The organism is Chryseobacterium sp. NRRL B-14798 (assembly GCF_050470705.1).
Lineage (GTDB): Bacteria > Bacteroidota > Bacteroidia > Flavobacteriales > Weeksellaceae > Chryseobacterium > Chryseobacterium cupriresistens.
This window is the reverse complement of sequence record NZ_JBFLUL010000005.1, coordinates 2,444,043-2,464,916: the sequence shown is the minus strand read 5'-3', so window position 1 is coordinate 2,464,916 and position 20,874 is coordinate 2,444,043. Positions and strand designations below refer to the sequence as shown.

General features: G+C 36.6%; 21 protein-coding genes. 8 read left to right on the top strand and 13 right to left on the bottom strand.

From position 1 onward, the window contains the following. The first annotated feature begins 116 nt into the window (after positions 1-116). From AB1278_RS11570 to AB1278_RS11550, 5 genes are all read left to right on the top strand, one after another. Positions 117-1,154: a PLP-dependent cysteine synthase family protein gene (locus AB1278_RS11570; RefSeq protein WP_110010212.1), complete on the top strand. Its 1,038-nt coding sequence runs from the start codon at positions 117-119 to the stop codon at positions 1,152-1,154. A gap of 88 nt (positions 1,155-1,242) precedes the next feature. Then, entirely contained in the window at positions 1,243-2,514 is a 1,272-nt protein-coding gene (locus tag AB1278_RS11565; RefSeq protein WP_411413315.1) for an aminotransferase class I/II-fold pyridoxal phosphate-dependent enzyme, read from the top strand. A gap of 66 nt (positions 2,515-2,580) precedes the next feature. Continuing rightward, positions 2,581-3,459, top strand: coding sequence for a DMT family transporter (locus AB1278_RS11560; RefSeq protein WP_202840616.1), 879 nt, complete (start codon positions 2,581-2,583; stop codon positions 3,457-3,459). Between the two features lie 228 nt (positions 3,460-3,687). Next, on the top strand, positions 3,688-4,449 hold the full coding sequence (locus AB1278_RS11555; RefSeq protein ID WP_429814395.1) for a hypothetical protein: 762 nt from the start codon (positions 3,688-3,690) through the stop codon (positions 4,447-4,449). Positions 4,450-4,600: 151 nt separating this feature from the next. Next, entirely contained in the window at positions 4,601-6,790 is a 2,190-nt protein-coding gene (locus tag AB1278_RS11550; RefSeq protein ID WP_429814392.1) for a B12-binding domain-containing radical SAM protein, read from the top strand. A 357-nt stretch (positions 6,791-7,147) separates the two neighbouring features. Here the strand turns inward: AB1278_RS11550 and AB1278_RS11545 are convergent, their stop codons facing one another. The 3 genes from AB1278_RS11545 to atpD all read right to left on the bottom strand — a co-directional run bounded on the left by AB1278_RS11545 (position 7,148) and on the right by atpD (position 9,923). Then, positions 7,148-7,966, bottom strand: a complete 819-nt coding sequence (locus AB1278_RS11545; RefSeq protein ID WP_227942219.1) for a hypothetical protein — start codon at positions 7,964-7,966, stop codon at positions 7,148-7,150. A 78-nt stretch (positions 7,967-8,044) separates the two neighbouring features. Next, positions 8,045-8,326 (bottom strand): FoF1 ATP synthase subunit delta/epsilon, encoded by a 282-nt coding sequence (locus AB1278_RS11540; RefSeq protein ID WP_062674884.1) that lies wholly within the window; start codon positions 8,324-8,326, stop codon positions 8,045-8,047. An 88-nt stretch (positions 8,327-8,414) separates the two neighbouring features. Then, positions 8,415-9,923 carry a F0F1 ATP synthase subunit beta gene (gene atpD / locus AB1278_RS11535; RefSeq protein ID WP_062674887.1) on the bottom strand — a complete coding sequence of 503 codons (1,509 nt, stop codon included), beginning with the start codon at positions 9,921-9,923 and terminating at the stop codon, positions 8,415-8,417. Positions 9,924-10,210: 287 nt separating this feature from the next. Here atpD and AB1278_RS11530 point away from each other — a divergent pair, with 287 nt between their 5' ends. Beyond that, positions 10,211-11,131, top strand: a complete 921-nt coding sequence (locus AB1278_RS11530; RefSeq protein WP_429814387.1) for a bifunctional riboflavin kinase/FAD synthetase — start codon at positions 10,211-10,213, stop codon at positions 11,129-11,131. 39 nt (positions 11,132-11,170) lie between these two features. On the opposite strand, the gene AB1278_RS11525 is transcribed toward AB1278_RS11530, so the two are convergent. Then, complete coding sequence (locus AB1278_RS11525) at positions 11,171-11,662, bottom strand: hypothetical protein (RefSeq protein ID WP_429814384.1); 492 nt, start codon at positions 11,660-11,662, stop codon at positions 11,171-11,173. Positions 11,663-11,744: 82 nt separating this feature from the next. Then, positions 11,745-12,098, bottom strand: a complete 354-nt coding sequence (locus tag AB1278_RS11520; RefSeq protein WP_202840625.1) for an MmcQ/YjbR family DNA-binding protein — start codon at positions 12,096-12,098, stop codon at positions 11,745-11,747. A 101-nt stretch (positions 12,099-12,199) separates the two neighbouring features. Here AB1278_RS11520 and AB1278_RS11515 point away from each other — a divergent pair, with 101 nt between their 5' ends. After that, positions 12,200-12,856 (top strand): NAD(P)H-binding protein, encoded by a 657-nt coding sequence (locus AB1278_RS11515; RefSeq protein WP_202840627.1) that lies wholly within the window; start codon positions 12,200-12,202, stop codon positions 12,854-12,856. A gap of 130 nt (positions 12,857-12,986) precedes the next feature. On the opposite strand, the gene AB1278_RS11510 is transcribed toward AB1278_RS11515, so the two are convergent. Then, positions 12,987-13,502 (bottom strand): VOC family protein, encoded by a 516-nt coding sequence (locus tag AB1278_RS11510; RefSeq protein WP_343642741.1) that lies wholly within the window; start codon positions 13,500-13,502, stop codon positions 12,987-12,989. A 28-nt stretch (positions 13,503-13,530) separates the two neighbouring features. Between AB1278_RS11510 and AB1278_RS11505 the strand changes: the two genes are divergently transcribed. Continuing rightward, the gene (locus AB1278_RS11505) at positions 13,531-13,656 is read left to right on the top strand and encodes a hypothetical protein (protein ID WP_429814379.1); all 126 of its coding nucleotides are present in this window, start codon (positions 13,531-13,533) and stop codon (positions 13,654-13,656) included. Between the two features lie 65 nt (positions 13,657-13,721). Here AB1278_RS11505 and AB1278_RS11500 read toward each other — a convergent pair whose 3' ends face one another. From AB1278_RS11500 to AB1278_RS11470, 7 genes are all read right to left on the bottom strand, one after another. Next, positions 13,722-14,297 (bottom strand): glutathione peroxidase, encoded by a 576-nt coding sequence (locus tag AB1278_RS11500; RefSeq protein WP_110010221.1) that lies wholly within the window; start codon positions 14,295-14,297, stop codon positions 13,722-13,724. Positions 14,298-14,331: 34 nt separating this feature from the next. Then, on the bottom strand, positions 14,332-14,994 hold the full coding sequence (locus AB1278_RS11495; protein ID WP_202840629.1) for a histidine kinase: 663 nt from the start codon (positions 14,992-14,994) through the stop codon (positions 14,332-14,334). 85 nt (positions 14,995-15,079) lie between these two features. After that, positions 15,080-15,802 (bottom strand): 3-deoxy-manno-octulosonate cytidylyltransferase, encoded by a 723-nt coding sequence (gene kdsB, locus AB1278_RS11490; RefSeq protein ID WP_330746528.1) that lies wholly within the window; start codon positions 15,800-15,802, stop codon positions 15,080-15,082. Between the two features lie 139 nt (positions 15,803-15,941). Then, on the bottom strand, positions 15,942-16,928 hold the full coding sequence (locus AB1278_RS11485) for a phosphatase PAP2 family protein (RefSeq protein ID WP_429814375.1): 987 nt from the start codon (positions 16,926-16,928) through the stop codon (positions 15,942-15,944). Between the two features lie 125 nt (positions 16,929-17,053). Beyond that, positions 17,054-17,521 (bottom strand): hypothetical protein, encoded by a 468-nt coding sequence (locus AB1278_RS11480; RefSeq protein WP_429814372.1) that lies wholly within the window; start codon positions 17,519-17,521, stop codon positions 17,054-17,056. 243 nt (positions 17,522-17,764) lie between these two features. Further along, a complete protein-coding gene (locus AB1278_RS11475; RefSeq protein ID WP_202840637.1) occupies positions 17,765-19,018 on the bottom strand; it encodes a pyridoxal phosphate-dependent aminotransferase in 1,254 nt (417 codons plus the stop codon). 77 nt (positions 19,019-19,095) lie between these two features. Further along, entirely contained in the window at positions 19,096-20,811 is a 1,716-nt protein-coding gene (locus AB1278_RS11470) for a phospho-sugar mutase (protein WP_429814369.1), read from the bottom strand. Between the last annotated feature and the right edge of the window lie 63 nt (positions 20,812-20,874).

Sequence of the window (20,874 nt, the reverse complement as noted above, 5' to 3'; positions counted from 1 at the left end):
ACTGAAAATACTAAAATATTTTTTTACAAACTATGCCCTAGAAATCAAACAAAAGTTTAGTAATTATTTATTTTTTTGTATTTTTGCAGTCAGATTTTTATTGAAAATAACAAATAATGAGTAATGTTTACGATAATATTCTTGGCCTGATAGGACACACTCCGATGGTGAAGCTAAATACTGTGACAAAAGATATTCCAGCAACCATTTATGCCAAGTTAGAATCATATAATCCTGGACATTCCACTAAAGACCGAATCGCACTTCATATTATAGAAAACGCAGAGAAAAAAGGCCTTTTAAAAGAAGATTCTGTAGTTGTAGAAACTACTTCCGGTAATACCGGGTTTTCTATTGCGATGGTATGTATCATTAAGGGATATAAATGTATTCTTGCAGTAAGTGATAAAACAAAACCTGAAAAAATTGCTTATCTGAAAGCATTGGGAGCTACGGTATATATATGCCCGGCCAATGTACCGGCAGATGATCCAAGGTCATATTATGAAGTAGCTAAAAGAATCGCTCAGGAAACTCCTAATTCTATTTACATCAATCAATATTTTAACGAATTGAATATTGATGCACACTATCAGACAACAGGTCCCGAGATCTGGGAACAGACACAAGGTAAGATCACTCACCTTTTTGCCTGCACCGGAACGGGGGGTACGCTGTCTGGTTCTGCCAAATTTTTGAAGGAAAAAAATCCTGATATCAAGATTATTGGTGTAGATGCAGACGGTTCGATCCTTAAAAGCTATCACGAAACAGGAGAAATACATAAAGAAGATGTACATCCTTATCAGATTGAAGGAATGGGTAAAAACCTGATCCCTTCTGCCCTGCTTTTTGACAAGGTAGATGAGTTTGTAAGGGTAAATGATGAAATGTCCGCGTACAGAACCCGCGAAATTGCTTTGAAAGAAGCCATCATGGGAGGTTATACTACCGGAGCTGTAACCCAGGGATTGATGCAGTATGCCCAGTCTCATGAACTTACAGAAAATGACGTAGTTGTTTTGATTTATCCTGACCACGGTTCCAGATACATCACTAAAGTATACAGTGACAAATGGATGGCAGAACAAGGATTTGTTAACAACTGTGTTCACAACTATGACGAAGTTTTCAAAACCGAGTTTATCAAATAAGAACGAATAAAATCACGATACAAATAAATAAAGCCTTTTGCGTATTCAGACAAAAAAGGCTTTATTACTTAAAAATTACGATACAATGTTGGATATTTTTGAAAGAATAAAAGAAAATCCAGGACCACTTGGACAATTTGCAGATTATGGTGAAGGCTATTTTATTTTCCCAAGATTAGAGGGACCTATCGGCCCGAGAATGCAATTTCAGGGGAGAGAAGTAATTTTCTGGAGTGCCAATGACTATTTAGGGCTGTGTAATCACCCTGAAGTAATAGAAGCGGATGCGAAAGCGGCTGCAGAATATGGAATGTTCTATCCAATGGGAGCAAGAGCAATGTCCGGAGAAACAGACCAGCACCTTCAGCTGGAAAGAGAACTGGCAGACTTCGTAAAAAAAGAATCAGCATACTTATTGAATTTCGGTTACCAGGGAATGGTTTCTACCATTGATGCTTTGGTAAGCAGAAATGATGTGATTGTTTATGATATGGATTCTCATGCCTGCATCGTGGATGGAGTAAGACTTCATTCCGGTAAAAGATTTACCTACAAGCATAATGATATGGCAAGTCTTGAGAAAAACCTTCAGAGAGCCACTAAGGTAGCTGAAGAAACAGGTGGAGGTATCCTTGTGATCACAGAAGGAGTTTTCGGGATGAGAGGACAACAGGGAAAAATCAAAGAGATCTGCGATCTTAAATCCAAATACCAGTTCAGACTTTTAGTAGATGATGCCCACGGTTTCGGAACTCTTGGTAAAACAGGAGCCGGTGTAGGTGAAGAGCAGGACTGTAACGATCAGATCGATGTCTATTTCTCTACATTTGCAAAATCAATGGCTGGTTTCGGAGCATTCCTTGCGGGTGACAAAGAAATCATCAGATATCTGAAATTCAACTTAAGATCACAAATCTTTGCAAAATCTCTTACGATGCCAATGGTAATCGGAGGATTAAAAAGACTGGAGCTATTGAGATCAAGACCTGAAATCAAAGCTAAACTTTGGGAGAATGTTTACAAACTACAGAACGGACTTACAGATAGAGGATTCAATATTGGAGACACTAATACTTGTGTAACTCCGGTAATGATGCAGGGAACTCCTGTAGAGGCTACTCTATTGGTAAAAGATTTAAGAGAGAATTACGGTATTTTCACCTCTGTGGTGGTATATCCGGTCATTCCGAAGGGAATGATTCTTTTAAGGCTTATTCCTACCGCTTCTCATACCGATGCAGAGATCAATGAAACTCTGGCAGCGTTTGAAGCAATTCATGATAAATTAGTAGGTGGCTACTACAAAGAGCAGGAACAAAAATTACTGCAGGAACAAGGATTAAGTTTTAAACCGATTTAATCTTAAAAAAATAAAAAAAGCCACTGATTGATTCAGTGGCTTTTTTGTTTAATAACTATAAAGCACATGAAACTTAGAGGTTACACACTGGGAATTTTGTCGGCCGTTTCCTATGGTCTGATTCCGATTTTTATTCTGCCCGTAAAGCAGGCGCATTTTTCAATGGATATTACGCTGTTTTACAGATTTTTCTTTTCAGCATTAATGGTGGGAGGATATCTGCTGTATTCAGGGGAGAGTTTTAGAATCAATAAAAAAGAGGTCTTAATCCTGGCCATCCTTGGTATCTGTTATGCCCTTTCTTCAGAGTTTCTCTTTTTGGGGTATGATTTCCTGACACCGGGGATTGCCTCTACCGTTTTATTTATTTATCCTATTATTGTCGCATTGATCATGCTTTTCTTTTATAAGGAGAGACTTACCAGATTATCCGGAGCTTCTTTACTTCTTGCTTTCGCGGGAGTTATTGTTTTATGTTTAAAAGGAAAAGGACTGGAAATCAACTTTGCAGGGTTGGGAATTGTCATGCTCAGTTCACTGTTCTATGCTTTATATATGGTTATCGTCAACAAGTCGAATATCAAGGTTTCCGGATTCAAGCTTACATTTTATTCAATGCTTTTCACCTCACTGTTCTTTATGTCCAAAGCGGTCACAGCACATGCATCGTTTGCTATTCCTTCAACAGAGATCTTCATTAACTTCCTTATTTTTGCCTTTCTGACTACAGTGATCTCCAGTCTTTGTCTGGTATATGCTATTAAATATATCGGATCTACTCCTGTGGCTATTTTGGGAGCTTTGGAACCTGTTGTTGCTGTATTGATCAGTGTCCTGATGTTTCATGAAAAATTCACTCTGAATTTACTCATCGGGATTACTTTAATTCTTTTGGGAGTTACCCTGAATGTGATTGGAGACCAAAAGAAAATAAACCATATCTAAAATTTTTATTGACTGATATACAAAACAATACAAATACCGGACCTCTTTATGAGTCCGGTTTTTGTATGAAATGATCTAATTTTTCAGCTCAGGAAATTATCAAAAAGAAAAAAAATTGAAAAAATACATCTCTTTCTGGCGTAACACAATTTATCTGACTATATTGCATCAGTCTATTAACAGGTGTTTCCCCCACCGAATAGATAATGTATATACTTTTAAAAACCGATGAAAGAATTGCAAAAACTAACCAAAGACCAATTATACAAACACCTCAAAGAAAAATCAGAAAATCTATACAGCATTGCTCACGAAGCCCTGGAAAACAATTTTTTCAATGAAAGCGGCATCGATGAAGAAAGTCTTAGTGAATTTCTCGAAATGCTGGACGATGAAACAGCAGAAAAGTTAAAGGACGCTTCCCTGTACATCAATAATGAAAATGATGCTCCTGAAATTGTTCTTATACAAAATGATACCAATACTTCTCTGGAACTGATTACTTCTGATGAGGAAGGATATAAAATTATTCTTATTGATGGTGATCTTCATTTATCAGAGAAACTTTTTGTGGAAGATTTTATTGTCCTTATAGTTACCGGTAATATACAGGCAGAAAATATCATCATCAACGGTTCGCTGTATTGCGCTGGAAATGTTACCTCAAAAGTATTGTTTGGTGCTTCGGGGAATGATAATGAAACCTACATAGGAGGAAGCATTATGACTTCACTTATTGCAGAAAACGGACATTACACTGTTGCTGAGAGTAATATTTATTCCAGATACTTAATCAGTTTTCACAATGAGATCACAGGCAAAACCGGAAAGTTTATTGAAAATATCAGCCTGGAAAAACCTAGTGAAATCGAATTATTAAATCCGGCAATTCTTGATGAGGACGGATATTTTGATGAAGATGCTTTTCTAAACTTTATCGATAACAATGCTACTGATGCTTTGTTTAACAAACCCGCTGATTTATTCTAAGATACCATTTTCAAGATTGGAAATAAAACAATTGTGATAAAAAGGATGTAATAAAGCAAACTATTTCTGAAGACTTTTTCGGACTGTTTATAATCAGGAGAAAAAATTTTTTTCTAAAAAAACTTTAGAATAACTTTGCAAAAAATTTCTGTTGAAAGACCTGCTTCTTATTACTCCGCCTTTTACCCAACTTAATACTCCTTATCCTGCAACGGCTTATATTAAAGGATTTTTAAATACCAAAAATATTTCCAGCTACCAGGTAGATTTGGGGATCGATGTTATTTTGGAATTATTTTCAAAGGACGGAATACTCAAGGTTTTCAATAAAGAAATTGATCTTCAGAACACCTCTGAAAATTCCCGGAGAATTTATGCCTTAAGAGAAGAGTATTTAAAAACGATAGATCAGGTGATTCCTTTTCTACAGGGAAAAACACCTACACTGGCAAGACAGATCTGCAGCATGAACTTTCTTCCCGAAGCTTCCCGTTTCAACCAGCTGGATGATATGGAATTTGCTTTTGGAAATATGGGTCTTCAGGATAAGGCCAAACATCTGGCAACACTTTATTTAGAAGATATTTCCGATTATATTGTAGAAAATATTGATGCTGATTTTGGTTTCAGCAGATATGCGGAACGCCTTGGGAAAAGTGCCAATTCTTTCGATGAATTATATTCTAAACTATCTGGTGAGCCTACCTTTATAGATGAATTTACTTTAAAAATTCTTCAGGAAAAAATAGAAACTGTGCAGCCAAAACTGGTTTGCTTTTCAATACCGTTTCCCGGTAATCTTTATTCCGGTTTCAAATGCGCCCAATGGATCAAAAAGCATTATCCTCACATTAAAATTGCGATGGGAGGAGGATTTCCCAATACAGAATTAAGAGAAGTTAAAGACCAGAGAGTATTTGAATTTTTTGATTTTATTACTTTAGATGACGGTGAGCTTCCATTGGAACTTCTTCACCAAAATTTAGAAATTACCGCCGGGGAAGGTGAATTTAAAAGAACTTTTCTTCTAGAAAATAATGAAGTTGTTTACAAGAATAATTCTAGAAGACACGACTTCAAACAGTCTGAAATAGGTACTCCTGATTATACAGATTTAAAACTGGATCAATATATTTCCGTTATCGAAATCGCCAATCCGATGCACAGTTTATGGAGCGACGGACGATGGAACAAACTGACGATGGCACACGGATGCTACTGGGGAAAATGTACATTCTGTGATATTTCTTTAGACTATATTAAAATCTACGAACCTATTTCTGCGAAAATTCTGGTAGACCGGATTGAAGAACTGATCCGTACAACCGGTGAGACAGGATTCCATTTTGTAGATGAAGCTGCTCCACCTGCCCTTATGAGAGAGGTTGCTCTGGAAATTCTCCGAAGAAATCTGGTGGTTACCTGGTGGACCAATATCCGTTTTGAAAAAAGCTTTACCCGTGATCTCTGTTATCTTCTGAAGCTTTCAGGATGCGTGGCTGTTTCCGGTGGACTTGAAGTAGCAAGTGACAGACTGCTGAAATTAATTGATAAAGGAGTTTCTGTGGAACAGGTTGCCAATGTAACAAGAAATTTTACAGAAGCAGGAATTATGGTTCATGCGTATCTGATGTATGGCTATCCTACCCAAACCATTCAGGAAACTGTAGACTCCCTTGAAATGGTGAGACAAATGTTTGAAATGGGAATCCTTCAGAGTGGTTTCTGGCATCAGTTTGCGATGACAGCTCATTCACCAGTGGGAATAAGCCCGGAAGATTTTGGAGTCATTCCGGTAAAACAGGAAATTTTGTTTGCCAATAATGATATTGATTTTAAAGATAAAACCGGAATCGATCATAACAGGTTCAGCTTCGGATTAAAGAAATCTTTATTCAATTATATGCATGGAGTCAATTTCGAACTGCCGCTTCAGGAATGGTTTGATTTTAAAATTCCAAGAACAACCATTCATCCGGATTATATTCACGACTGTCTTTTGGAAGATGGGCAGTTTCAGTTGAAGACCAATTCCAAAGTTGTCTTTTTAACCAAAAATGTAATCGCTGAGAATCGCGTAAAAAATAAAAAGAAATATTCTGGTACGTATACGCTTCTTACATTCCACTTAAAAACCAATATTGTGAAGGTGGAACTGGAACAGGAAAAAGCAGAATGGCTGATGAATGTACTGGAAGAAAATGCTGTTGAAAATTCTAAAAAACCTACTATTCAACAACTTAAGAATCATTTTGAAGAAAATTTCGATGATTTTGAGCTGTTCTGGTTCTCAAAACCAATGCAGCAATTGAAGGAAAACGGCGTAATTTTAAGTTTATAAAAAATTCCGTTTTTTTCTCAGGGATTTTTAAAAATGGTTAATTTTCCGTGAATTCTTATTTTTCTGAATGAATAAGACTTGTTTTGATTAAAATATAATCTCTCACAGATTTCACGGATGACACAGATCTAAATTTTTATTTAAGAGAATAAAATTTTTCATAAAGAAGGATCATCAAGTCCAAATTTTTAACTACCATATATAAACCGGCAAAATATTCCCCTCCTCCGGAGGGGTGGCAAAAATTCAAAGAATTTTTGACGGGTGGTTTTAAAGTTTTGGTTAAAGCCGGATGAATTTGATACATAATAAAAAAACGGGTTAAAGCCCGTTCCTATTGATAAAATCTGTATTACATTAATTAGGGGTCTCTTTTGAAACAGTACCTACGTTTACTTTTTCCTGTATTTTGATAAAATTAGGATCCATAATCGCCATGCGCTCAGCCAATGCTTTGTAGGTCGGGAATTTCAGGATTGAAGCTCTTCCGGACATTTCTCTATAGATGGTAAAAGACTTTCCTCCCGCTGTTTTCAGCTGTTTTGTTGTGGTAATATACCTTCCGATAAGTTTACTTTTAGCATCATAAATTTCAATATCAATAGGTGTTTTGTCCATAATGGTATCTTCCGAACCAAAACTTACCGGCAGATTGGTAAAATATCCCACCGGAACGCCATTACTAAGGATCTCTCCCACTTTATTGACCTCAATATTCATTTTGTCTATTTTCTTTCTGATCGCATAAGCATCTTTTGTTTTAGCGTCCAGCTTCCTTTTCGGAACATTTGAAAAAAGCTCATCCAGATTTTTAACATTGATCCCTTTGTTATCAATAATTTTAAGATCTTTAACTGAAGTAAAGACTGCAGATTTTTCTTCTCCGGAAAATGCAGAAGGTGACGAGTAATCAATTTCGATGGTTTTGTCCCTGTTGTACACTCTGTTGACAATGATATAACTGTCGCGAACAGAATCCACGATGCTTTTATCAATGAATTTAATCGTATACATCGGGGTCTCTTTAAGATCCATAAACGTATATTCGCTGGATTTGTTGGAGAGCTTAGCTACCGGAATACCGTCAAGATTAATAATTCCTCTTTTGGTTTTGATATTCTGGGCATGGAGGAAAACACCCAGAACTGTAAATAATATGATTATGCCTCTCTTCATACAATCAGACTTTTACAAATAAAAAAAGTGTAACGCAAAGTTACACTTTCTTGAAAATATATTTAGCTTTTCATTTAATTATTCACAAAGGATAATTCCTTTATTATGATTAAATTCTACAACACCGCTTTTGATAGCATAAGCAAAAACAGAGTCTTTTCCGGCTTCTTTAGTGAAATTTTTAGCATAAGCCTCATCAATAGAGTTAGCAAAAAGCTTTACATCACCTCCGATTAAAGAAGAAACAATTCCTGCGTGGTTTTTCATGATGTGAAATTCACCATTTTTTCCAGGCAATAATACTGAGTCTACTTCTCCTTCAAAAACTACGTATTCTGGTGTTAAAATTTTTATATTCATTTTAATTTAGATTTGAAGATTTCAGATTTCAGATTTCAGACAACCTTAAAGTCTCATGTCTTGTATCTGTAATCTTTATGTCTAATTATTAAGCGTTTTCAGCTAACATTTTTTGTCCTGCTTCGATAGCTTCTTCGATAGTTCCTTTCAGGTTGAAAGCTGCTTCTGGTAAGTGATCTAATTCACCATCCATAATCATGTTGAATCCTTTGATTGTATCTTTGATGTCTACCAATGATCCTGGGATACCTGTAAACTGCTCTGCTACGTGGAAAGGCTGAGATAAGAATCTCTGAACTTTTCTTGCACGGTATACAACAGCTTTATCTTCTTCAGAAAGTTCTTCCATACCAAGGATTGCGATGATATCCTGAAGTGCTTTATATCTTTGAAGGATTTCTTTTACTCTTTGAGCACAGTTGTAGTGATCGTGACCGATAACTTCAGGAGCAAGGATTCTAGAAGTAGAAGCTAGTGGATCTACCGCTGGATAGATACCTAATGAAGCAATCTTTCTGTCAAGTACCGTAGTTGCATCCAAGTGAGCAAACGTAGTTGCAGGAGCCGGGTCAGTTAAGTCATCCGCAGGTACGTATACCGCCTGTACTGAAGTAATTGAACCATTTTTAGTTGAAGTAATTCTTTCCTGCATCGCACCCATTTCAGAAGCTAGCGTTGGTTGGTAACCTACCGCTGATGGCATACGACCAAGAAGTGCAGATACCTCAGAACCAGCCTGTGTAAAACGGAAGATGTTGTCTACGAAGAAAAGTACGTCTCTACCTTGTCCGCTTTCTCCACCGTCTCTGTAGTACTCAGCCAATGTAAGACCAGAAAGTGCTACTCTCGCTCTTGCACCTGGCGGCTCGTTCATCTGTCCGAAAACGAACGCAGCTTTTGAATCTTTCATAGCTTCTAAGTCTACTTTAGAAAGATCCCAGCCTCCGTTTTCCATAGAGTGCATGAAATCATCACCATACTTGATAATACCTGATTCCAACATCTCTCTCAAAAGGTCATTTCCTTCTCTCGTTCTTTCACCTACTCCGGCGAATACAGAAAGACCTCCGTGTCCTTTTGCAATATTGTTAATCAACTCCTGGATCAATACTGTTTTACCTACACCGGCACCACCGAACAATCCAATTTTACCTCCTTTTGCATAAGGCTCAACTAGGTCGATTACTTTAATACCTGTAAATAAAACTTCTGCTGAAGTTGATAATTGATCAAATTTTGGAGCTGGTCTGTGAATTGGAAGACCACCATCCTTAGAAATATCTTGAAGTCCGTCGATAGCATCACCAACAACGTTGAATAGTCTTCCGTTTACAGCCTCTCCGATAGGCATCATAATAGGATTTCCGTATCCAATTACGTCCTGCCCTCTTTTAAGACCGTCAGTAGCGTCCATTGCGATACATCTTACTGTATCTTCGCCAATATGTTGTTCTACCTCTAAAACTACTTTTTCACCGTTTTCTTTTGTAATTTCTAACGCGTCATAGATTGCTGGAACAGCTTCCACATCTGTGAAGACAACGTCGATTACCGGACCAATAATTTGAGAAATTTTACCTTTAATTTGGTTTGCCATTGCTAAATTTTTTCTTGGTGCAAATATAGTGATTCTTCATAAACCCGCAATTGGTAAAAAAAAGATTTTTATCATGCTTTTGAAGAGAGGAAGGAGTTTGCCATTTACTATGTAAAATTCATTATTTATCATTATATTTAACAGCAAATACACAATTCATTAATTTGTCATTATTATCATACAATATAATACAGGATATTTTCAGAATTTTTCATTTTTAAATTTTCAGGTTCTCTCCGTTACATTAAAAATAAAGGTTTTATATTTGCAATCAAAATTTTTCCGTTTTGAAAGTTTTCAAGAATTTTACAGATTACTCCTCACAGAAGCCTCTAGCGTTGTCTTTAGGAATGTTTGACGGGGTACATCTCGGGCACAAGAGTATTATCGATGAACTGACTAAAATAGGTACAGAAAATAATCTGGAAACTGCAATCCTTACCTTCTGGCCGCATCCAAGATTTGTTTTTAATCCGAATGAAGATTTAAAGCTTCTGAATACGCTGGAGGAAAAGAAACAACTTGTAGAGAAATATGGCATTGATAATTTGTTCCTTAAAGAATTTGATGAAGAATTCAGAAATTTGACCGGAGAAGAATTTGTACGTCAGATTTTAGTTGATAAACTTAATGTAAAGTACCTTATTATAGGCTACGATCATTCTTTTGGAAAAAACAAAAGCGGAAATTTTGAGCTTCTTCAGAAATTATCAAAAGAACTTGATTTTGAAGTAGAACAGATGGAAGCCATCAACATTCATGAAAACAATATCAGCTCCACAAAAGTGCGTAATGCGCTTTTAGCAGGAAATGTTAAAGAAGCAAATGAAATGTTGGGCTACTCCTACTCTGTTTCCGGAACTGTAGTTCATGGGAAAAAGATCGGAAGAACCATCGGATATCCCACAGCTAATATTGATACCGAATCGATCAAGCTGTTGCCTAAAAAAGGAGCTTATATTGTGGAAGTATTTGTAAAAGGCAACCAATATAAGGGAATGCTGAGCATCGGAACCAATCCGACGGTAAACGGAGAAAAACTAACTGTGGAAGTTTATATCCTTGATTTTGAGGATGATATTTATGAAGAAAAGATTACGGTAAGTTTTAGGGATTTTCTTCATGATGAGATCAAATTTGAAGGTCTGGACAAATTGATTGAAAGACTGGATGAGGATAAAAGAATAACAGAAAAATTTGATTTTTAAATATAGAGAAAGGCTATTCGGTGAGAATAGCCTTTTGGTTTATTTTAGTACTTTTAAGTAGATTTTCTGGGTTTCATTATTCAGTTTCACATTCGGGAACTTCTTGTCATAATTAATAAAGATATCTCCTTTTTGATCTGCTTTTCCGTTTCCATCAGAGTCCCAGCTTATGGTTACATAATATTTTGCAGGACCGGCAGGTTTTGGATTGATCTTGCTTTCGGCATTTTCAGGTATTGGCAGATTGATGGTGAAAGGTATTGATTTCTGTTCATATTCCTGTTCTGTAATTAAAGTAGCAGGAGCATCAGCCAGTTTTTCGTCCATTCCATATAAGCTCACTTTCAGCCGGGCATTTTTAATGGTAAATGCGTCTGTTCCTGAAAATTCTAATTTAAGAGTTTCGGGAGATTTTTCAGAGGCTGATACAGCAGAAGTATTTTTTTCGGTAGTGTTCTTATTTACCGGCTTGGTGCAGCCTGACAGCATCAATGTTCCGGCTGCTGCGAATAATAAAAGGTGATTTCTCATTTGTTATTTATTTTATTAATGTCAAATATATTATTTCACCAGTAATAGATAACAAATCCCGTACCTCAATTTATTTTATTTACTATAATGAATTGACTTCATTCTGCGCTTTTTTAGTCAGGGATTTGAAAACCAGCTCGTAGGATTGATCAATGAGTTTAAAGATCAGATCTCTTTTCAATCCATCTACCGTTACAGAATTCCAGTGGGTTTTGTTCATATGATAAGCACCTGTGATCTGAGGATATTGTTCACGAAGCTCTGCACTCCATTCAGGATCTGTTTTTACATTAATGGCCAACGGCTGTCTCTCAAGTCCCATCAGTAAAAACATTTTGGTGTCTACTTTCATCACGAGAGTTTCGTTATCAAACGGAAAACTTTCTGTAACTCCTTTTTTGGCAAGACAATAATCTAAAATTTCGTTGGCATCCATGTTCAATTTAAGTGATAAGTAATGATCAAATTAATTCTTTAATCTTTGATTCAAATTTAGTAAATTTAAGAAAGAAATAATCTCACAAAACCGCAATTATTATGAAAGCTCTGGTAATAGGTGCTACAGGTGCCACAGGAAAAGATCTTGTCAATCAGTTACTGAATGACAAAGAGTTTGATGAAGTGGATATCTTTGTCAGAAAGCCTGTTGATATTCAAAATGACAAGCTTAAAGTTCATGTGGTGAATTTTGAGAAGCCGGAGGAATGGAAAAATATGGTAAAAGGAGATGTTGCCTTTTCCTGCCTGGGAACAACTTTAAAGGATGCCGGAAGCAAAGAAGCCCAGAAAAAAGTAGACTTTGATTATCAGTATGAATTTGCGAAAGCAGCGAAAGAGAATGAAGTGGAAGATTATATTCTGGTATCAGCCTACGGAGCAAATCCACAGTCTAAAATTTTCTATTCTAAAATGAAGGGCGAACTGGAAGAAGCTGTAAAACAGCTGCATTTCAACAAGATCACTATTTTTAAGCCGGGAATGCTGGAACGAAAAGATTCTGAAAGAACCGGAGAAGTATTGGGAAGCCGCATCATCAAATTTGCTAATAAATTAGGGCTATTAGAAAGTCAGAAGCCCCTGCCAACCGATATTCTGGCAAAAGCTATGATTAATTCTTCGAAAATAAAAAGTAACGGTTACTCCAGTATCAAGCTGGGAAATATTTTCTGTTTTGCGGAAAAGAGCAATGAATAGTTAAAAGATTCGGGATGCGTGATTCGGGATTTCGGGATGCGGGGTAATATGTTTCGTGTTAAAGGGGAAAAAACTCCTTATTGATTCCCTTAAATTTAAGCTCCCAATACTGCTACCTGTAATGTATTACCTATTTTGTAGTCTTGCTGCCCATTTTCTGTCCTAATTTTTCATATTCAATATCATTAGGCTCCCAAAGCTCTATTTTATTGCCCTCAATATCCATGATATGGACAAATTTTCCATATTCATAAGTTTCAATTTTATCTACAACGGTTACATTTTCTTTCTTCAACTGTTCAACAAGTTTTTCAAGATTATCCACCCTGTAATTGATCATAAAATCTTTCTCCGAAGGCTGAAAATATTTAGTCTTTTCACTGAAAGGGCTCCACTGGCTGAATCCTTTTTTAGAATTATCACTACCCTGAAACCATTCAAATACAGCTCCATACTGATTGGTACTGAGTCCCAGATGATTTTTGTACCACTCTCTCATTTTCTCAGGATCTTTACATTTAAAAAAGATACCGCCAATACCGGTAACTCTTTTCATATCGTCAGACTTGTTTTCTGTAACAGCCTTAAAAGCAAATCCTAACATAAACGAAGCCAGGATACAAAGGGTATAAATTATTTTTTTCATAAGATATATTACAATTTAAAAGGACTATATGCAATTTGATGCCATTGCCATTCTGACGAAGGAAGAATCTTATGGAAAGTCCGGATTCTTCATTTCACTGCGTTACATTCAGAATGACAGAGTCATAATAAATAAGATAGCAGTATTAATGTAAAATTGTATAATTACCAATTTTAAAATAAAAAAGTGGATGTAAACACCCACTTATAAAAATATTTTTTATTTCAGATACTTTGTAATTGCCTCATCAGTAGGCTTTGTAGTACTTACAAAAGAATCGATCAGTTTTCCGTTTTCATCTACCAGGAATTTGGTGAAGTTCCAAAGGATGGTTGTGTTCTTTACTCCGTTCAATTCCTTTTCCGTTAAGTACTTGAAGATGGGAGCGGTATCATCTCCTTTCACGGAAACTTTAGCTGCCAAAGGGAACGTTACTCCGTAGTTTTTCTGGCAGAAAGCACCGATTTCCGTGTTGGTCCCAGGCTCCTGGCCCCCGAAATTGTTTGCAGGGAAACCTACTACAACCAGTTTATCTTTATATTGTTCGTACACCTTTTCAAGATCTGCGTATTGGGGTGTAAACCCACATTCTGAAGCGGTATTGACAATCAGTATTTTTTTCCCTTTGAAATCAGCAAAATTGATTTCTTTACCGTCAAGACTTTCTACTTTAAAGTCATATATTGTTTTTCCCATAAGTTCTGTGGTTTTAGCTTTAGAAATTTCACTTTTCTGGTTGGTGCAGCTTTGCAGGAATGCCATGAAAGAAAGCAGCAGTAAAAAAATCTTTTTCATTTCTTATAATTTTATGCAGCAGGCTGCAGTTGATTTAAAACTTAAAAATATTAGCCGGAAAAACTTTATTGATATCGATTCTGTTTAATAACATCACATAATCTCCGTCTTTTTTGGGACTTGAAGATTCGATTCTGAAGGGCATGATAATGTTCCCAACTTTTTTGAAATCAGAATAGATCAGTGTCTCATCTTTTTTCACTTCTTTAATCAGCATATACGTTTTTGTATCAAAATAGTACATGTTCTTATTTACATTCTTGGTAAGCTGTACCTTATGGCAGTAGATCTCTCCTACTTTTTCTTTTCCAAGATATTTGGCGTCAAATCCTTTATTTTCCCAATCAATGAAATCATTATCAAAACTTTCCGGCACATATTCAGGATATTCCTGAAGTTTGTTGGCCGCATAGTTCATTGCATATCCTTTGGTACCATCAAAACCTTCAATTGCCGTTTCTTTCCCTCCGGTGGTAATCAATGTTTTAGTAAGATTCGGACGCTGCTGAAAAATTCTTATCGGATATTCATCTTTGACACCCAGGATTACTTTTCCCTGAAGCAATACTGAGTTTAACAGTTTCCAATTGGTTAACCCTCCGGATAATTCAATGTTTTTGTCAATAATTTCCTTTGCGGTCTGTCCGAATATCACGTGCGAAAATATCAGTCCAAATACTAATAATAACTTCTTCATTAATTTTATTTATAAATTCAAATATAGGGGGATTTATGGAAAATTGCAAAAAAGGCAAAAGCTCAGGAAGACCAATTTGTTAATTTCAGATAAGTTTTCGGGCTTTTTCCAGATCTTCCGGAGTATCAATGCCTACTCCTACGAAATTGGTTTCTATCATTTTGATTTTCATTCCATATTCAAGATAGCGGATGCATTCAATCTTTTCGGATATTTCCAATGGCTTCATAGCCAGCTTTGAAAACTGCAGCAGGGCATCTTTTCTGAAAGCATATACTCCAATATGTTTAAAATAACTTACATCATAAGAAACCTCCCTGTGAAAAGGAATGACGGAACGGCTAAAATACAGGGCAAACCCATTATTATCGGTAATCACTTTTACATTATTCGGGTTTTCAATTTCTTCTTTTTCATGCAGCTGTATTTTCAAAGAAGCTAAAGATATTTCCTGTTGCCGGTCATGTTTAAAAACTTCTATCAGTTGACGTAAAGGTTCTAACTTAAGGAAAGGCTCATCTCCCTGGACGTTGATCACAATGTCGCAGTCAATATTCTGTACAGCTTCCGCAATACGGTCACTTCCGGTCTCATGCTGTCCTGTCATGACGGCTTTTCCTCCGTTTTTTACGATTTCATCAAGAATAATTTCAGAGTCGGTGGCGACAAATACTTCATCAAACAGCCCCGTTTCCACTACATTCTGATAGGTTGTGGTAATAACGGTTTTTTCTCCTAAAATCTGCATTAATTTCCCCGGAAAACGGCTTGCTTCATAACGTGCAGGGATGACAGCGATTATTTTCATTCAATACAATATTAAGTAATTCTTTTTAAATCAGGAGGTTTCATTCCGGTATTTATAAAAGTCCGGATACACCTTTTATCCTGAGACCAAATGTAGTGAAAAGTATCTTATTTCCTAAACAAAACAGAGATTTCAGAGTTTAAAAAGAGAGTTTTACGCCTACCATATTGTATTCCCATTGGCGGGATGCAGTGAAGTTGAGATTATATTTTGTCTTTCCGATTGTTCCTTCTGAAGAAGTGTATCTGCTTTTTGATATGGTTTTTCCTATTAAATATCCCATGAATAAAGCCAGAGGATAGTCTGACGCCCAGTGAACTTTACTCTGCATCATCTGAAAGCACAATGCTCCGGCTAATGTATATCCTACAGGTTTGATCCATTTCGCATCCGGATAATTATCTGCAATTACAGTAATCCCAGCCATAAATGTCGTTAAATGTCCTGATGGCATTGCGTCATAATTCGAGGTGTTTTTGCTGAATGCTGAAAAGCTTGGAAAAGGGTTCCATGCGCCTCCTTTATGTCCGTATTCTTCGGCAATAAAAGGGCTTTCTCTTCCGGTAATTCTTTTAAGGGTCTGCGTAAAAACTCCTGAAAGAATTAAACTTTCCATTAAACCACTGGCCGTAGCCTGGGCTCTGTAGTCATTTTTTATCAATCCATAGGTTCCGAAGCCTATTCCTAATAAGACTAATGTAGACCCGTTTCCGATCAGGTACAGCGCAGATCCGACATCTTTAGGAATTTTAAAAACACCTCCCACTTTGTGATAATTGTTATCCTTATCCATTCCCCATCTTTCGGCCAGCTCTCTTGAATTATCAATGAGTTTCTGATCAAACGGCAGGAGTATTAACGTAGCACCAACAGCCCCCCCCAGATAATAAGCATGATCTTTAGCTACGAAATCTTTATTGGTATTGATGAAGTTTCTTGGTAATTTGGTGACAAAGTCAAGGAGTTTAGGTTTCGGATATGTCCGGACGGAACCGTCTTTTAAGGTGTAGGTTTGTACTTTTGGCAGTTCAACTTCTTTTGGTAACTCACTTACCTTCAGACTGTCAACCTCCTGTGAGTATACCAGTATTGAAACCGGTAAAAGTAGAAATCTCAGTTTTTTCATCGTGTAATTTTCGATTTATATATTCAGGTGTGTAAAGCCACAAATATAATTCCTTGTTGAATGTAGTGCAAAGCGGTTATCTAACTTTTAATATTTATTTAATTTTTTGAGAAATAAACGCAACTTCAATTCAAATATTGGATCAGAAAAATAATTCCATATATCCATGAAATATAGATAAAAGAATAGAAAAGTCCGAGTCCAAGGCTTTTTACTATTTTTCCTTTACATTTTCCTGAATTTTTAAAAACCAATCTGAGTGCTCTGAAAAATATCCAGTACAAAATGGCACCCAACAAGAATACGGCCGACCAAAAGAAAAGTCCGAAAAAATAAGAAAGAAAAACAAGTAGAATGGAAATTACAATCCAGGCAAGAAAGGAAAGAATAGCGCCTCCTATTCCATCTCCGGCATCAGGAATGTCTACCTCAAAACCATCAAACTTCGGTGTTTTATCAGCATACCTTTGTATTCTTTCTTTGTTTAAAATATTTCCGATATTATCTTTTAATTTTAACCCAGAATACAGCCCTCCAGTGATAAACAGGAAAAATGCTCCCGCCAGAACAGAAGTTGATAGAATTGAATTCAAAAACAGTGAGCGATGATCAGCTTTCCCTGAAAGCCAAACGCTTAAAATTACTATTACAATAATTGACAGTGTTGAAAAAAACAAATATTTTGTCTCAAGAAAGGATTTCTGTGGAAGGTTCATGGTTTTAAAGGTGTGTAAAAAAACGCTTCGACTCCGCTCAGCGTGACATTGCTAAAACTAAAAGATATATTTTAACGATGTCATGCCGGACAGAGTCGAAGCCTATATTTTATGTAAAGATTACTTTAAATTGTTCAAAGCACTTTCCAGTTTTGGAAGCATTACCTTGATCTCATCTACAGCCAATCCTCCTACAGAAGCACGGAACCAAGGTTCTGATTTTTCTTCTCCGAAGGCTGAGAACGGTACCAAAGCCACTCCTGCTTCATTGATTAAGTAGAAAACAAGATCTGAAGAGTTTTCAATGACAGCTCCGTCAGGTTTTGTTTTTCCGATATAATCAAGTTTGATGGTAAGGTAAAGAGCACCCATTGGTTCGATGCTGTCAACAGCAAGTCCTTTTGCCTTTAAATCCTGAACTCCGTTGTGAAGTACTTTTAAGCTGTTTTCAAGTTTAGCTTTAAAGTCGTTAACAAAAACATCAACGTTCTCTGAGTTTTCATAGAATTTAGCGGTTGCTTCCTGCTCAGGTTTAGGTGCCCAAGCTCCAACGTGAGTAAGAAGTGCCTTCATTTTATCAAGAATATGAGCAGGGCCGAATCCCCATCCTACACGTACTCCGGTTGCAGCAAGGCATTTTGAAATACCGTCAATATAGATGGTGTAGTCTTTCATTTCAGGGAAAAGAGAAACCGGATCTACGTGCTCAGCACCGAATGTAAGGCAAGAGTAGATCTGGTCATACATTAAGTATAACGGTTTCTGATCTTCACCTCTTTTTTTGTTTTCAGCAATAACCAGTTCACAGATTTCTGAAAGCTGTTCTTTTGTAAACATGGTTCCTGTAGGGTTCAATGGAGAACACAAAGCTAATAAAACGGCTCCATCTAAGTGAGGTCTTAAATCATCAGCAGTCGGAAGGAAATTGGTTTCAGGTTTTGTTTTCACTTCTACAGCATTGGCAGAAGTAAGATAAGCATAGTGATTGTTGTTCCATGATGGTGTAGGATACACTACTTTATCTCCTTCGTCTACAATGGTTTTGTACACCGCATAGATCAAAGGTCTTGATCCTGCCGTAATCAGAATATCGTTAGGAGAATAATCCAGGTTCCATCTTTTTTTAAGGTCTTTGGAAACTTCTTTTCTTAAAGATAAAAGTCCGTTGGCAGGCGGATAGTTCGTCAAATTATTCTGATATGCTTTCTGAATCTCTTCCTTCAGCAATGCCGGAATAGGATAGATATTAGAATTCAGATCACCAATAGTAAGATTGGCAATTTCCGCTCCTTTTGCTTTTAGATCATTTACTTCGTTACCAATTTTTACAATTTCAGAACCGATCAGGTTCGCTGCTAATTTTGAAACTTTCACTTTTTCTTATTTTAAATTTATATTATCGTTCTCCATGAATCTTCTCATATTTTTGATTGATGGTGTTTTTAAGAGTATTAATCCAGTTTCAAATCTGTTTTAACGGCTCCTATTTTGGCTTCCAATGATTTTAATTTGTCTCTGAAATCTGCTTCTGAAGTAATGTAATCCTTTACAGAAACATAGAACTTGATTTTTGGTTCTGTTCCTGAAGGTCTTACACATACTTTTGTTCCATCCTGTGTGTAATAGATCAAAACGTTAGACTTCGGAATATCATTCATCACTTTTTTCTCATTCGTAGAAATGGTAAGACTTGTCTGCTCTTTAAAGTCTTTCACTTCTTCCACTAATGAACCAGCCAGTTCCTTTGGAGGATTTTCACGGAAATCTTTCATCATATTCTGAATTTCTTCAGCTCCTTCTTTCCCTTTTCTAACGATATTGATTAATCCTTCATAATACATTCCAAGATCCTCATAGATCTCAATCATGTACTGATACATTGTTTTTCCGTTGGCTTTGCACCAAGCTGCAATTTCGCAGGCTAAAAGAATACTTCCGCAAGAGTCTTTATCACGAACGAAGTCTCCGGTCATAAATCCGAAACTTTCTTCACCTCCGCATACAAATTTCTGTTTTCCTTCTGCTTCACGGATCATTTTTCCGATCCATTTGAATCCGGTAAGACCTACTTTGCATTCTACTCCGAATTTCTGTGCAATATCAAAGAAGATATCGGAAGTTACGATGGTAGAACCAATGAACTCTTTTCCGGTAATTTTCCCTTGTTTTCTCCACTCATTCAGAATGTAATACGTAAGGATGGTATTGGTCTGGTTTCCGTTCAACAGCTGCATTTCACCATCAAGATTTCTTACGGCGATTCCTAATCTGTCCCCATCCGGGTCTGTTCCGATCACGATATCTGCATTGGTAATTCTTGCCAGATCCATTGCCATTTCCAATGCTGCAGGCTCTTCCGGGTTGGGAGACTCTACTGTTGGGAAATTTCCGCTTGGGATCATCTGTTCTCTTACAAGATCTACTTTTTTGAAACCTGCTTTTTCAAGGGCTTTGGGAACAGTTGTATAGGTTGTTCCATGGATAGAGGTGAAAACAATATTTAAATTTTCTTTTCCAACGTTCTGATACGTAGAGTTTTCAATACATGCATCGATATACACATCGTCCTGCTCCTCTCCGATCCATTCGATCAGATCATCATTTCCGTTGAATTTAATTTCTTCAAATTTCACAGAATACACTTCATTGATAATGGCTTCATCATTAGGCGGAACAATCTGTGCGCCGTCATTCCAGTATACTTTGTAACCGTTGTATTCTGGTGGGTTGTGAGAAGCCGTTAATACGATTCCTCCGTTACATTTTTTATCACGTACCGTGAAAGACAATTCAGGAGTCGGTCTGTGATCTTTGAAAAGTAAAACTTTAATTCCGTTGGCTGTTAAAACATCTGCTACCAGTTTTCCGAATTCTTTTGAGTTATTACGAACATCATAAGCGATAGCCACTTTAATCTCTTCTCCTTTGAACTGCTGAAGCATATAATTAGCCAATCCCTGAGTAGCCTGTCCTAATGTATATTTATTCAAGCGGTTGGTTCCTACTCCCATTATTCCACGCATACCTCCTGTCCCGAATTCCAGTTCTCTGTAGAAAGAATCTTCCAGATCAGGGGAATTGCTGTCGATCAACGTCTGTACAGCATCTCTTGTTTCTTTATCGAAGGTATCACTTAACCAAAGTTTCGCTTTTTCTAGTGTATTCATATTTGTAATGTTGTTCTTTTATAATTTGTAAAGTTCCTAGTTTCTAGTTTAAATAATGCTGTT